Raw genomic sequence first — 14,091 nt, 5'->3', positions numbered from 1 at the left:
CAGGTCAGGAACGCTCGTCGCGCTCCTTCTCGGCCCGCTCCGCCTTCTTCTCCTTGATCCGTACCGCTTCCTTGCGGACCTCGGCCTGGGTGGCGCGCTCCCGCTGCAGCCACTCGGGGGCCTCCTGCTTCAGCGCTTCGATCTGCTCGGTGGTGAGGGGCTCGGTGACTCCGCCCCGGGCGAGGCCCGCGATGGAGACGCCCAGCTTGGACGCGACCACCGGCCGGGGGTGGGGGCCGTTGCGGCGCAGGTCCTGCAGCCACTGGGGCGGGTCGGCCTGGAGCGCACTCAATTCACTGCGCGAGACGACACCCTCCTGGAACTCGGCGGGGGTGGCCTCGAGGTACACGCCCAGCTTCTTCGCCGCGGTCGCGGGCTTCATCGTCTGGGTGTTCTGGTGCGACGTCATGGTGTCAAGAGTATCGAGCGTGTGCGCTACCTCCGACCACGACCGGTAACCTGGCGGGGTGACAGGCTCGGAAGTACCCCATTCGTTCCGGCTCGCTTATGTCCCCGGGGTGACACCCACCAAGTGGGTCCGGATCTGGAACGAGCGGCTGCCCGACGTCCCGCTGACCCTCGTCGCGGTCTCCCCCGCCGAGGCGTTCGGCGTGCTCCGCGCCGGCGGCGCCGACGCCGGGTTCGTCCGGCTGCCGGTCGACCGTACGGATCTCAGCGCGATCCCGCTGTACACGGAGACCACGGTGGTCGTGATCCCCAAGGACCACCTGGTGGCGACGGCCGAAGAGGTGTCCACCGAGGACCTCGCCGACGAGATCGTCCTCCACCCCCTCGACGACACCCTCGACTGGGAGGCGCTGCCGGGCCGGCCCGCGTTCGAGCGTCCGGCGACGACGGCGGACGCGATCGAGCTGGTGGCGGCCGGGATCGGCGTGCTCGTCGTCCCGCAGTCGCTCGCCCGCCTGCACCACCGCAAGGACCTCACCTACCGGCCGGTCACGGGCGCTCCCGAGTCGCGGGTGGCGCTGTCGTGGCCGCAGGACGAGACCACCGATCTGGTGGAGGAGTTCATCGGGATCGTGCGCGGCCGGACCGTGAACAGCACCCGGGGCCGTCCCCCGACGCCGCCGCAGCCGAAGGCGAAGGCCAAGAGCAAGCGCCCGGAGGCGGGCGGCGGCTCCGGCTCCGGAGCCCAGCGCAAGCCCGCGCCCGGGAAGACGGGCAAGGCGGCGGGCAAGAGCCCCCGCGGTGCTTCCGGCGGCCCGAAGGGCGGCAAGAGCACCAAGGGCGCCAAGGGCGGCAAGCCCCGCCGTCGCCCGTAGAGCGGGTCACGCGGGACCCGTCGGCCGGCGGTTGGCACAATCCGATCATGCTGACCCTGGGAACGATCGTCATGGGCGCCGCCGACGTGCGTCGGGCCGCCGCCTTCTGGAGCCGGGCGCTGGACTACGTGCCGCGCGACGGCGAGGTGCAGGACCGCTGGACCGTGCTGGTCCCCGCGACCGGCGGCGGCCCCGGCCTGGCCCTCGGCGCTAGCGTCACACCCATACAGGAGCACCCGCGCGTCCACCTCGACCTGTACGCGGCGGACGCGGCCGAGCAGCAGGCGGAGGTGGCGCGCCTGGTGGCGCTGGGCGCCCGGCACGTCGACTGGGACTCCTATCCCGAGGACCCCGATTTCGTGGTGCTGTCCGACACCGAGGGCAACCGCTTCTGCGTCATCGACGCAAGCCACCCCGGTACTTCGACGTGAGCGCGGCCCGTTCGTGAGGCCCTCCTTACCGCTTCCCTGCCGGCGGTCAGGTTGCCGAGTCCGACAGGCTGCGAGGCGTTGTAGAGGGCGACAAGGAGCGCCGCGGGGGAAAGTCCCGATATCTCGATGGCGGCCATACCCGAGACTCCCCCACTGCCTTGATCCGCCGGTCCCGCGCTTCAGTAGGTTCGGGCACCGTGCGCGGCTCAGCGGTGCCATGATCTGTACGTGGCTTGGGACCGGTTGGCAACGTAAGCGCTGTATGCGGGAAGCCGGTTGAGCGTGCACCGGGATGAGGTGCGGCGGCCCGTCCTGTAGGGGTTCTCAGTCTGTAGCGGGATGTGGTGTAAGGACCCGGGGTTGGTGGGTTCTGCAACACCTCCGCCTCGATTTTAAAGGCTCGTTGCCTCGTAGGATGCGGCTGTGGCGGAGGGGATCGGGTCGGCCAGGACACGGTTGCCGGGCTGCTGAAGGGTGACGGGTTCTTCCTGCAGGGCACCTCCCGCACGACCGAGGGTGCCCGTCATGCGAACCGGGAAGCCCAGTTCCGCTACATCAACGAGCAGGCCACCTCCTATCTCAAGGACGGGCAGGTGGTCAGCAGCCGTTCGAGTCGGGGAGATGACGGGATGATCGACGAGGCGTACCAGCAGGTCGAGGAGTGCCGACGGCGGGAGCGGGCGGAACCTGACCGTCATCTGGAGGAGTTGGGGGCCGCCCTCTTCCAGCTCAGTGCGCTGCTGACCGGAGTACCGGACCGGTTCCCGGAGCTGGACGGTGTGCTGGCGGAGGCGGTCGAGGTGTACCGGCGCCTCGTCCGGGCGAGGAAGCCGGAGGGCCTGCCGGGGCTGGCCCTGGCGCTGGACCAGCGCGCCCGGCTGATGGGCATCTCAGGACGCCCGGCCGAAGCGCGGGAACTCGCGGTGGAGGCGGTGGGTCACTTCCGTCGTCTCGCCGACGACGACCCCGATGCCGCTCTCGCCCTCCTGGCCACCGCCCTCAGCAACCTCGGTTACCACCTCGCAGAACTCGGCCTGCACCACGAAGCGCTGGAGCGGCTCCGCGAGGCCGTGACGGTCTGCCGCTGCCTGGCGGCCCGCAACCCGGCTGAAGGAGAGCCCGAACTCGCCTCCGCACTGGTCGCGTTGGGTGTGAATCTCGGCGCAATGGGCCGACGGGAGGAGGCGATCGAGGTGCTGCGCGATGCCATCGAGCGCCACCGTAGACTCGCTGACGCCGACCTGGACGAGGGCCTGGTGGCATTGTTCAGAGTCCCTCAACCCGGTTCCCTGAACGCCACCCCCCACGAATCCGGTCTCAGCGACCGCTGGGTGGCGCTCTTCGCCCTCGCCCGCGAACTCACCGCTCTGGGCCACGCCGACGAGGTGCAGTCGTGCCTCGGCGAGGCCACCGCCCACTACCGTCAACTCATCCGTATCAGACCGGATCTCCACACCTACATGCTCGCCCTGGCCCGGCGGTACGGCTTCACGATCACCGACGACGGCCACATCGGACTGCCCACCCCGCCCGTCGCCCCCGATCTCCTCGCCCGCGTCCAGGAGCTCAACAGCCAGGCCCTGCAGTTCTCCCGCGATGGCAGCCACGGCCTCGCCGTCTCGACGGCCCGCGACGCCGTGGAACTCTGCCGCGAAGCGGTCCGTGCGGGACCGGGCATGACCTTTGCGCTGGCCCGCTCCCTGCACAACCTCAGCCTCGTCGAGTCCTGGGGCGGCAAGCAGTCCGACGCCCTCGCCTCCTCCGACGAGGCGGTCCGCCTGTGCCGACGCACCCTCGTCGCCGCCCCGGACCTGGTGCGGCCACTGCTCGCGGAGGCACTCGACGCACTCGCCGGACGGCTCTCCGCACTCGGGCGCCCGGCCGAGTCACTGGTCGCCGCCGAGGAGTGCGTGGCCCTGTACCGGCAGCTCGCCGAGGCCGATCCCACCAGCAAACTACCGTCCCTCGCGAGGGTGTTGAACAGCCTCAGCATCCGTCTCACCGAGAACGAACGGCACCAGGACTCGCTGGCGGCGGTGCAGGAAGTCGTCGCCCTCTACCGCAGGCTGCGGGCGGACGGTGCGGCCGACCCCGACCCGCACCTGTTGGGCTTGCTGCACGCCCTGGCCAACCTCGCCCTGCGACTGGCCAGGGTCGGCCGCGACGACGAGGTGCTCGCTCCCGCCATGGAGGCGATCGACCTGCTGTCCGACCCGGGCCCCTACCAGGACCCCGACTTCCTGCACGCGAGCAACAACATCGCCGGCCTGGTGGAAACCCTGACCTGGCTGGGCCAGTACCTCACCTACCTGGGCCACCGCCGCGAGGGGCGCGTCGTCACCCGCGCCACGAAGAGGCTGGCGCGCAGGGCCCGGTGAGCCCCGAGGGGGCCGGGCGGGGGCGTCGGGGCCGGGGCAGCAGTGAACGCCCAGAGCCCTTGCGGCTCAAGGGTTCAACAACCCCTTTTCCTTGGCTCTCTCTTACCCCTTCCTTAAGCGGAACCTAAGACTCATGAGCCCCGCACCAGAACGAACGAATGTCCGTTCTGGTGCGGCTAGCGTGCTGCCCACCCCAACTCCCCGGTAACACAGAGGCAGGCACACCATGGGCAGCACAGTCGGGCACCGCCGAAGGACGAGCCGTACGGCGAAGGTGACGGGCGCGGTCGTGGCGGCGGCGGTGATCGGCGGCGCGGCGTTCGCCTTCACCGGAACGGCGCAGGCGGCCTCCGTCGGCGCCGCCTACACGAAGTCCAGCTCCTGGAGCGGCGGTTACACCGGCCAGTACGTCATCACCAACCACACCGGCCAGGTCCAGTCCAGCTGGACCCTCCAGTTCGACCTGCCGGCGGGCACGAGGATCGACTCCCTGTGGAACGGCACCCACACGGTGGAGGGTCAGCGCATCACCGTGAAACCGGCCGACTGGAACCGGCAGCTGGCCGCCGGAGCCTCCGTCACCGTCGGCTTCGTCACGAGCGGCGCCGGCGCCCCTGGCGACCCGACGGGGTGCCGCATCAACGGCCTGAAGTGCTCGGTGGACCCGGCCCCGACCGTCCAGCCCAGCGGGCGCCCCACCGCCCGTCCCACCGTCACCGCGAGTCCGGCCCCGACCGCGCCCGCCACGTCCGCCGCGCCGACCAGGACCGGCTCGCCGTCCCCCACGGCCACGGCGACCCCCACCACCCCCGCACCGGGCGGCGGCGGCGCTCGTTTCGCCCCGTACGTGGACACCTCGCTGTACCCCGCCTACGACCTGGTCGACACCGCGACCCGCACGGGCGTGAAGGAGTTCCACCTCGCCTTCATCACGTCCGGCGGCGGCTGCGCGCCTCTGTGGGGCGGGGTCACGGACCTCGCGAGCGACAAGGTCGCCGCCCAGATCGGAGCGCTGCGCGCCAAGGGCGGCGACGTGCGGGTGTCCTTCGGCGGGGCCGCCGGGCACGAACTGGCCCTGAACTGCGCCACGGTGGACGAGCTGGCCGCCGCGTACGGGAAGGTCGTCGACCAGTACCGGCTCACCAAGGTCGACTTCGACATCGAGGGCGCGGCCCTGCCCGACACGGCAGCCAACGCCCGCCGCGCGCAAGCCGTCGCCCGGCTGCAGAAGTCCCACCCGGGCCTGGACGTGGCCTTCACCCTCCCGGTGATGCCCGAGGGCCTGACCCAGCCGGGCGTGGCGCTGCTGGCCGACGCGAAGAAGAACGGCGTGCGCATCGACGGCGTCAACATCATGGCGATGGACTACGGGCCGGCCTACAACGGCGACATGGGCACGTACGCGATCCAGGCGGCGACCGCCACCCAGGCCCAGCTCAAGGGCGTGCTCGGGCTCTCCGACGCGGCGGCGTGGAAGGCCGTGGCCGTCACGCCGATGATCGGCGTGAACGACGTCGCGAGCGAGGTCTTCACGGTCGCCGACGCGACCCAGCTCGTGGAATTCGCGGCGGCCAAGGGGATCGGCCGGCTGGCCATGTGGTCGTCGACCCGCGACAAGCAGTGCGCCGCCGGAGCGGTCACCTACGCCGACGCCACGTGCAGTTCGGTCCTCCAGCAGCCGCTGGCCTTCACCACGGCCTTCGCGGCGCTCAAGTAGGGGCGCGGGCAAGGGAGTCGTACGCACACCGGGAGCGACCCCCCGCTCCCGGTGTGCGGGTGGGTGCTACGCGAGGATCCCCGCGCGGGCGGCCAGGTCCAGGGCCACGTCGACCCGCGGCGCGCGGGCGCCGTCGGCGACGGCCGGGGCCAGCAGGGCCGCGACGGCCTCCGCGTCGGCCGTGCGCTCCCGGGCCAGCGCCGCGAACCGGGCGATGGTGTCGCCGAGGGTCCGCTGCCGCGGGTAGGGAACGTCGTACGAGGACGCGGCGAGGTCGAGGAACTCCTCCTGCGAGCCGACCCAGGGCGCGGCCCCGTCGAGCCCGTCCTCCGCCAGCTCCTGCGGGTACGGGATCCGGTGCCACGCCCCGTCCTGCCACCAGTAGACGAAGCCGAGGAGGTTGCCGGCGGTGTCGTCCCGCAGGAGTTCCCAGGGCAGCCAGTCGGGGCCGCCCGCCAGGAAGTCGATCTGCTCGCCGCCGAGATGGGTGTGGCTGCCGTCGGGGTCCTGGCCGCAGAACACCGCGCGTCCCCCGTCGAGCAGGGTCAGGCGCCACCAGCCGCCCGCACCGGTGGAGTGACACCACAGTCCGTCGTGGTCGAGGGCGAACTCCGTGGAGGTGGAGCACGCGGCGTCCACCATGGCCAGGGTCACCGCCCGGGCCCACAACAGCTCGGGGTGTTCGAGGTCTTCGGGCCGGCTCGGCGTGTGCATGGTGTGGTCTCCTCCCGGGTGCCGGAGAAGCCTCGCACGATGCGTACGTACGCCTGTACGCGGGTCGGTGTTCCGCCCCCGTGCGACGCCCCGCTCTCCCCTCGACACTCCCCCGCACGGCCGCCGCGCCCGCATGCTGAGAAGATCCCCTCCCCCAACAGGCCAGCCCCGAGCGGATCACGCCAATGTGTTCGAGCGGTGAACCGAGTTGCGCCCGCGCCGAGTTACGGTCCGCGCATGCTTTCGAACACACGGACCACCGCCGCCGTCCCCCGAAGCCGCCGCGCCGTGCTGCGCACCGCCGTGGCGGGATCGGCGGCCGCCGGCGCGAGCCTGGCCCTCGGTTCGGCCTTTCCCGCCTCCGCGACCCCGCGGGAGGCGCAGGACGCCGAGCCCGTCACCACACCCGCGCAGGCGCTCCGCCGTCTGGCGGCCGGCAACCAGCGCTGGCGGACGCAACGTCAGGAGCACCCGCACGAGTCCGCGTACCTGCGCCGCCGGCTCGTCGAGGGCCAGCATCCGTTCGCGGTGGTGCTGGGCTGCGTCGATTCACGGGTGCCGCCGGAGCTGGTCTTCGACCAGGGGCTGGGCGACCTGCTGACCGTCCGGTCGGCGGGCGAGGTGCTGGACGAAGCGGTCCTGGGGAGCATCGCGTACGGGGTCCTGGAGCTGCGCATCCCCCTGGTGCTCGTCCTGGCCCACCAGTCGTGCGGGGCGGTCTCCGCGGCGGTCCACGCCGACGAGTCGGGCGAGCCGCTCCCCGCCCACATCCAGTACCTGGCCGATCAGATACGGCCGTCCATCGATCACGGTCGGCACGGGGAGGCCCGGGTCGACGCCACGATCAACGCCCACGTACGGAGCGTCCGCGACCGCCTGGCGGCCGAGCCCGACCTCGCGGGGAAGGTGGCGGCGGGCGAACTGGCCGTGGTCGCCGGCCGCTACGAGCTGCGCGACCAGCACGTACGCACGCTGTCCTGACGGCGGCGGGCGACGCGTGCGGCTCATCCCGGTCGTGACCGCGACCGGGATGAGCCGGGATTCACGACCGTCAGGCGTTGACGCAGACGTTGCCGCCGGCCGGGTTCAGCGCGCCGATGATGTTGACGCTGTTCCCGCAGAGGTTGATCGGGATGTGGATCGGGACCTGGACCACGTTGCCCGAGAGGACACCCGGCGAGCCCACGGCGACACCCTCCGCGATGGCGTCCGCCGACGCCGTCGACGCACCACCCATGACCGCCAGACCCATCACCAGGGCAAGACCGGCACTCTTCCAAACACGCGTCACGTGGCTTCTCCTTGTACCTGCACAGCGGCGCCGGAGCACCGCACGGCCCCGACGAGGGCCGTCCCCCCTTCCTTCGGCAGCTGAGGGCCTCCAGGCAGGGTCCGGGCGGCCCCTTTCCCCCGAAGAGGTGTCCCGGCCCCCGCCGTTTGGTGGTACCGGCCCCTACGGCCTTGTTCCGGTGCGCCGTTGGCCAGGCGTCCCGTTGGCCCGGCGCCCGGTTGTCCCTGCGCCCAGTCGACCGGCGCATATCAGGCCGTGTGGTCGAGGTCCTCGCGGCGTACCGGGTGCGCGAACGGCAGACCGGCGGCGTAGCGGGCGATCTCCTCGACGGCGCAGTCGGCCATCCGGTGGAGTTCGTTGCCGAGCGAGCCCGCGATGTGCGGGGTGAGCAGCACGTTCGGCAGATCGTAGAGCGGGGAGTCGGCCGGCGGGACCTCCGGTTCGGTGACGTCGATGACCGCGTGCAGGCGGCCCGCGGTCAACTCCTCCGTGAGCGCGGCGCCGTCGACCAGGGACCCGCGGGCCGTGTTGATCAGGGTCGCCCCGTCCCGCATCAGTGCCAGCCGCCGGCGGTCGATCATCGCCCGCGTCTGCGGCAGCGCCGGGGCGTGCAGGCTGACCACGTCGGAGATCCGGCAGAGCTCGTCGAGCCCGACGGAGCGGGCACCGAGCTCCCCGGCCCGGTCCTCGCTCAGGTACGGGTCGTAGACGACCGGTTCGAGGTCGTAAGGGCGCAGGAGTTCGATGACGCGGCGGCCGATCCGGGACGCTCCGACGATGCCGACGGTCCTGCGGTAGTTGCCCGCGTGACCGTAGCGCAGGTGCAGGTCGTGCGGGACCGCGCGCGTGCTGCGGTACTCCTCCCCGAGCTGCAGCACGCGCTTGTTGGAGAGGAGCACCATGGCCACCGTGTACTCGGCGACCGGCAGGGCGTTGACCGGCGCGGCCGAGGAGACGGCGACGCCGCGGTCCCAGCAGGCGTCGGTGACGAACGGTTTCACGGAGCCGGCCGCGTGCACGACGGCCCTGAGGCGGGGTGCGGCCGCCAGCGCCCGGGCGTCGATGACGGGCGCTCCCCAGGAGGTGAGCAGGACCTCCGTCTCGGCCAGCGCAGCGGCGACCCGCGGCCCGGTGAAGGAGTCGAGGACCAACTCAAGGTCGACGAGGGCTACTTCACGCAGCCGGCGGGCGCAGTCGTCGTCCAGCAGGCGGGGCCGGAGCCCGGGGTCCATCGCGAGCAGGGTGCGCGGGCGTCGTAGAGCCATCCGGGTGCTCCTCGCGGCGGGGGCGGGCCGCGCCGACCCTATGGACCCGGGTTCGTGATCGTCAAGATCCTCGCGGCGCTCCGGCCCCCGCCCCGGAGTCAGGCGCAGGCCGGGCACAGCCCGCGGTAGGTCACCTCGGCCCCGGACACCCGGAAGCCGAACCGCTCCTGCGCCGGGAGGGCGCCGAGCGGGTCGCCGGTGGGGTGGACGTCGCGGATGAGGCCGCAGCCGGAGCACACCAGGTGCTGGTGCGGTCGGTGCGCGTTGGGGTCGTAGCGCTTGGCGCGGCCGTCCGTGCTGACCTCCACGACCTCACCGAGGGAGACCAGCTCCCCCAGCGCGTTGTAGACCGTCGCCCGGGAGATCTCGGGCAGCCTCCGCGCCGCGCGCGCGTGCACCTCGTCGGCGGTGAGGTGCACGTGGTCGCCGTCGAGGACCTCCGCGACGACGCGCCGCTGGGAGGTCATGCGCCAGCCACGCCCCCGCAACCGCTCCACCAGGTCGCTCATACCGGCTCACCTCTTCAGGCTCTGCGGAACCCGTTTTTTCGCCAATGACATCCGGGATCCGATGAGATACGGGTTTGGTGTTCTTCTTGACTTGGATTCTGTCCATCGTAGGATCGGTTGAGTCGACAGCCAAGTCACAAGAAGGCTCCAGTACCGCAGGAGACGCACGCCGGGGCTGCACATCGACAGACCCAGGCCGCCCACGGGGTCCGCGCCCCGACTGCTCCACCGCCCAGCAGTTCCTGAGAACCAGGACCCGCCCGGTCCGGAAGGATTCCGATGTCTGAGAACCATGAAGCGATCGTCACCGACGCCAAGACGGAGGGCGGAGGTGGCTGTCCGGTGGTCCACGGGCGCGCGGCGCACCCGACCCAGGGTGGCGGAAACCGCCAGTGGTGGCCGGAGCGGCTCAACCTGAAGATCCTGGCCAAGAACCCCGCCGTGGCCGACCCCAACGGCGCGGACTTCGACTACGCCGCGGCCTTCAACGCCCTCGACCTGCCGGCCGTGAAGCAGGACATCGCGCAGGTGCTGACGACGTCGCAGGACTGGTGGCCCGCCGACTTCGGCCACTACGGCCCGCTCATGGTCCGCATGGCCTGGCACAGTGCGGGCACCTACCGGATCAGCGACGGCCGCGGCGGAGCCGGCTCCGGTCAGCAGCGCTTCGCGCCCCTCAACAGCTGGCCGGACAACGGGAACCTCGACAAGGCCCGCCGGCTCCTGTGGCCGGTCAAGAAGAAGTACGGCCAGAGCCTGTCGTGGGCCGACCTCATGATCCTCGCCGGCAACGTGGCCCTGGAGTCGATGGGCTTCGAGACCTTCGGGTTCGGCGGCGGCCGCCCGGACGTGTGGGAGGCCGACGAGGACGTCTACTGGGGTCCCGAGACCACCTGGCTCGGCGACGAGCGCTACACCGGCGACCGGGAGCTGGAGAGCCCGCTCGGCGCGGTCCAGATGGGCCTCATCTACGTCAACCCGGAGGGCCCGAACGGCAATCCGGACCCGATCGCCGCCGCCCGCGACATCCGCGAGACGTTCCGCCGGATGGCGATGAACGACGAGGAGACCGTCGCCCTCATCGCGGGCGGTCACACCTTCGGCAAGACGCACGGCGCCGGCCCGGCGCACCACGTCGGCGCCGATCCCGAGGCAGCGCCGCTCGAACAGCAGGGCTTCGGCTGGAGCAGCACCTTCGGTACCGGCAAGGGCGGCGACGCGATCACCAGCGGGCTGGAGGGCGTCTGGACCAACACGCCGACCACCTGGGACAACACCTTCTTCGAGATCCTCTTCGGTTACGAGTGGGAGCTGTTCAAGAGCCCCGCCGGGGCGCACCAGTGGCGGCCGAAGGAGGGCGCCGGAGCCGGCACCGTCCCCGACGCCCACGACGCGTCGAAGAGCCACGCCCCGACGATGCTCACGACCGACCTCTCGCTCCGGTTCGACCCGGCCTACGAGCGGATATCGCGGCGCTTCCTGGAGAACCCGGCCGAGTTCGCGGACGCCTTCGCGCGCGCCTGGTACAAGCTCACCCACCGCGACATGGGCCCGGTCGTGCGCTACCTCGGACCGGAGGTGCCGTCCGAGACGCTGCTGTGGCAGGACCCGCTGCCGCCGGTGACGCACGAGCTCGTCGACGCCGCGGACGTCGCCTCCCTCAAGGAGCGCGTCCTCGCCTCGGACCTGTCCGTGTCCGAGCTGGTGTCCACCGCGTGGGCGTCGGCCTCCTCCTTCCGCGGCAGCGACAAGCGCGGCGGCGCCAACGGTGCGCGCATCCGCCTCCAGCCGCAGAGCGGCTGGGAGGTCAACGAGCCCGACCAGCTGGCCTCCGTGCTGCGGACCCTGACCGGGATCCAGGAGTCCTTCAACGCCGCCCAGAGCGGCGGCAAGCGGGTCTCGCTCGCCGACCTGATCGTGCTGGCCGGCGCCGCCGCCGTCGAGCAGGCCGCCAAGGACGCCGGCTTCGACGTCGAGGTCCCCTTCACCCCGGGGCGTACGGACGCCTCGCAGGAGCAGACCGACGTCGAGGCGTTCGCCGCGCTCGAACCGGCCGCCGACGGGTTCCGCAACTACCTCGGCAAGGGCAACCGGCTCCCCGCCGAGTACCTGCTCGTCGACAAGGCGAACCTGCTCAACCTGAGCGCACCGGAGATGACGGTCCTGGTCGGCGGCCTGCGCGTACTGGGCGCCACCCACCAGCAGTCCCCGCACGGTGTCCTCACGCAGGCGCCCGGGACGCTGACCAACGACTTCTTCGTCAACCTGCTCGACCTGGGCACGACGTGGAAGGCGACCTCCGAGGACCAGAACACCTTCGAGGGGCGCGACGCGGCCACCGGTCAGGTCAAGTGGACCGGTACCCGCGCCGACCTCGTCTTCGGGTCGAACTCCGAACTGCGTGCGCTCGCGGAGGTCTACGCCGGCGACGACGCGAAGGAGAAGTTCGTGAAGGACTTCGTCGCGGCGTGGGACAAGGTCATGAACCTGGACCGGTTCGACCTCGTCTGATCGCGCACGTCGACTGCTGATCCCGCGACGTCCACGGCCGGCCCCCAGTGGCCGCCGTGGACGTCGCGGCGTTCCGCGACCGGAGGCACCCTGGAGACATGGCCCGGGTCAACGACGAGGTCGAGGCGCTGCTCCAGGAGTACGCCGACCTGATCGCGATCAGCGGCGGGGACGCTTTCAAGGTGCGTGCCTACGAGAAGGCCGCCCGCTCCATCGGGGGCAGTGCGCTGGACGTCTCGACGCTCGACGCGAAGGGGCTCAAGGAGATCCCGAACGTCGGCGCGTCGATCGCCGAGAAGGTGCTGGACTACCTGCACACCGGCCACGTCCCCGCGCTCGACGAGGTCAGGGCCGCCGTTCCGGCCGGGGTGCGGGAGCTGACCCGGATCCCCGGCCTCGGTCCCAAGCGGGCCATGCTGCTCCACGAGCGGCTCGGTGTCGCCACGGTGGACGAGCTGCTCGACGCGATCCACCAGGAGCGGCTGCGCGACCTGCGGGGTTTCGGGGAGAAGAGCGAGGAGAAGCTCCTCGCCGGCATCGCGCTGATGCAGAAGGCGGGCAGCCGCATCCTGATCAGCGCCGCGACCGAGATCGCCGAGCAGATCACCGGCGAGCTGTCGTCGGTGCCGGGCGTCGTCCGGTGCGCCTACGCCGGGTCGCTGCGCCGGATGCGCGAGACCATCGGCGACATCGACGTCCTGGTGGCGTCGGAGCGGCCGGGGCCGGTCATGGAGGCGCTGGTGGGCCTGCCGTACACGGCGGACGTGCTGGCGCACGGGGCGAAGAAGACCTCCGTGCGCACGACGAAGGGCCTCCAGGTGGACCTGCGGGTCCTGCCGCCCGCGTCCTGGGGCGCGGGCCTGCAGTACTTCACCGGGTCGAAGGCGCACAACGTACGCACCCGGGCGCTCGCGGTGCGCCACGGGCTCAAGCTCTCCGAGTACGGGCTCTTCGACGCCGACGGCGACGAGCGGTGCGCGGGCGAGACGGAGGAGGAGATCTACGCCCGGCTCGGCCTGCCGTGGATCCCGCCGCCGCTGCGCGAGGACCGGGGGGAGATCGCCGCCGGGCTGCGCGACGAGCTGCCCGACCTGGTGACGGAGCGCGACCTGCGGGGCGACCTCCACACCCATACCGACCTCACCGACGGCCTGGCACCGCTGGAGGAGATGGTGGCGGCCGCGGCCGGGCGCGGATACGCGTACTACGCGGTCACCGACCACGCCCCGAACCTCTTCATGCAGCGGATGACCGACGAGAAGATGCTCGCCCAGCGGGAGCGGGTGCGCGCCCTGGACCGGACGCACCACGGGATGCGGCTGCTGCACGGCACCGAGCTCAACATCGGGCCCGAGGGCGAGCTGGACTGGCCCGACGAGTTCCTGGCCGGGTTCGACCTGTGCGTGGCCTCGGTGCATTCGCACTTCGGGCTGGACCGGCGGGCGCAGACCCGTCGCCTGGTGCGGGCCTGCGAGAACCCGTACGTGCACGTCATCGGGCACCCCACGACGCGCCGGATCGGCCACCGGCCCGGCATCGACGCCGACTTCGACGAGGTGTTCCGGGCCTGCGCGCGGACCGGTACGGCCCTGGAGATCAACTCGCATCCGGAGCGGCTGGACCTGTGCGACGAGGACGTCCTGCGCGCGAAGGGGTTCGGGGTGCGCTTCGCGGTGGACTCCGACGCCCACTCCCCCACGCACCTGCCGTACGTGCGCTACGGGACGGGCACCGCCCAGCGGGGCTGGCTGACGAAGGACGACGTGATCAACACCTGGCCGCTGACCCGGCTGCGCGCCTTCCTGCGCCCCTGACGGCCTGCCGCCGGGCGGCCGCACGTGCTTGCGCCTTCGAGTGACACGGCCGCCGGGTCACGTGCGCCCGCCGCCGGCGTCCGGGGAACATCTCAGGCGGCCGGTGACGCCCCGGCCACGCACCACCGGTCCGGCGGGCGCCCCCCACCCGCGGTTCCGGTCCGTCGCAGGGAGACCA

General features: G+C 71.9%; 12 protein-coding genes and 1 pseudogene. 8 read left to right on the top strand and 5 right to left on the bottom strand.

Annotation, left to right across the window (positions count from 1 at the left end; translation table 11 throughout):
• Nucleotides 1–4 precede the first annotated feature (4 nt).
• Nucleotides 5–409 (bottom strand): DUF5997 family protein, encoded by a 405-nt coding sequence (locus tag ACF059_RS14340; protein ID WP_360903342.1) that lies wholly within the window; start codon nt 407–409, stop codon nt 5–7.
• A gap of 58 nt (nt 410–467) precedes the next feature.
• Between ACF059_RS14340 and ACF059_RS14335 the strand changes: the two genes are divergently transcribed.
• From ACF059_RS14335 to ACF059_RS14315, 5 genes and pseudogenes are all read left to right on the top strand, one after another.
• The gene (locus ACF059_RS14335) at nt 468–1,283 is read left to right on the top strand and encodes a LysR family substrate-binding domain-containing protein (RefSeq protein WP_392056100.1); all 816 of its coding nucleotides are present in this window, start codon (nt 468–470) and stop codon (nt 1,281–1,283) included.
• A gap of 47 nt (nt 1,284–1,330) precedes the next feature.
• Entirely contained in the window at nt 1,331–1,714 is a 384-nt protein-coding gene (locus tag ACF059_RS14330; protein WP_392056097.1) for a VOC family protein, read from the top strand.
• Between the two features lie 431 nt (nt 1,715–2,145).
• Nucleotides 2,146–2,319, top strand: a pseudogene (locus tag ACF059_RS14325) (ISAzo13 family transposase); the annotation flags it as partial.
• A gap of 24 nt (nt 2,320–2,343) precedes the next feature.
• Nucleotides 2,344–4,092, top strand: a complete 1,749-nt coding sequence (locus tag ACF059_RS14320; RefSeq protein WP_392056094.1) for a tetratricopeptide repeat protein — start codon at nt 2,344–2,346, stop codon at nt 4,090–4,092.
• Between the two features lie 226 nt (nt 4,093–4,318).
• Nucleotides 4,319–5,809: a cellulose binding domain-containing protein gene (locus tag ACF059_RS14315; protein ID WP_392056091.1), complete on the top strand. Its 1,491-nt coding sequence runs from the start codon at nt 4,319–4,321 to the stop codon at nt 5,807–5,809.
• Between the two features lie 66 nt (nt 5,810–5,875).
• On the opposite strand, the gene ACF059_RS14310 is transcribed toward ACF059_RS14315, so the two are convergent.
• Nucleotides 5,876–6,523, bottom strand: a complete 648-nt coding sequence (locus tag ACF059_RS14310) for a hypothetical protein (protein ID WP_392056088.1) — start codon at nt 6,521–6,523, stop codon at nt 5,876–5,878.
• 237 nt (nt 6,524–6,760) lie between these two features.
• On the opposite strand from ACF059_RS14310, the gene ACF059_RS14305 reads away from it, so the two are divergent.
• Complete coding sequence (locus ACF059_RS14305) at nt 6,761–7,504, top strand: carbonic anhydrase (protein WP_392056085.1); 744 nt, start codon at nt 6,761–6,763, stop codon at nt 7,502–7,504.
• Nucleotides 7,505–7,574: 70 nt separating this feature from the next.
• On the opposite strand, the gene ACF059_RS14300 is transcribed toward ACF059_RS14305, so the two are convergent.
• From ACF059_RS14300 to ACF059_RS14290, 3 genes are all read right to left on the bottom strand, one after another.
• Nucleotides 7,575–7,775, bottom strand: a complete 201-nt coding sequence (locus ACF059_RS14300) for a chaplin (protein ID WP_392056708.1) — start codon at nt 7,773–7,775, stop codon at nt 7,575–7,577.
• Between the two features lie 287 nt (nt 7,776–8,062).
• Nucleotides 8,063–9,079, bottom strand: coding sequence for a hydroxyacid dehydrogenase (locus ACF059_RS14295; RefSeq protein ID WP_392056082.1), 1,017 nt, complete (start codon nt 9,077–9,079; stop codon nt 8,063–8,065).
• Nucleotides 9,080–9,177: 98 nt separating this feature from the next.
• A complete protein-coding gene (locus tag ACF059_RS14290; protein WP_366864688.1) occupies nt 9,178–9,588 on the bottom strand; it encodes a transcriptional repressor in 411 nt (136 codons plus the stop codon).
• Between the two features lie 279 nt (nt 9,589–9,867).
• On the opposite strand from ACF059_RS14290, the gene katG reads away from it, so the two are divergent.
• Complete coding sequence (gene katG / locus ACF059_RS14285) at nt 9,868–12,099, top strand: catalase/peroxidase HPI (RefSeq protein WP_392056079.1); 2,232 nt, start codon at nt 9,868–9,870, stop codon at nt 12,097–12,099.
• 98 nt (nt 12,100–12,197) lie between these two features.
• Nucleotides 12,198–13,913, top strand: a complete 1,716-nt coding sequence (polX, locus tag ACF059_RS14280) for a DNA polymerase/3'-5' exonuclease PolX (RefSeq protein WP_392056076.1) — start codon at nt 12,198–12,200, stop codon at nt 13,911–13,913.
• The last annotated feature ends 178 nt before the right edge of the window (nt 13,914–14,091 follow it).

This window comes from Streptomyces sp. NPDC016562 (assembly GCF_043076955.1).
In the GTDB taxonomy this organism is placed as follows: domain Bacteria; phylum Actinomycetota; class Actinomycetes; order Streptomycetales; family Streptomycetaceae; genus Streptomyces.
Note: the sequence above shows the minus strand (reverse complement) of the source record. Positions and strands in the feature narration are given on the sequence as shown.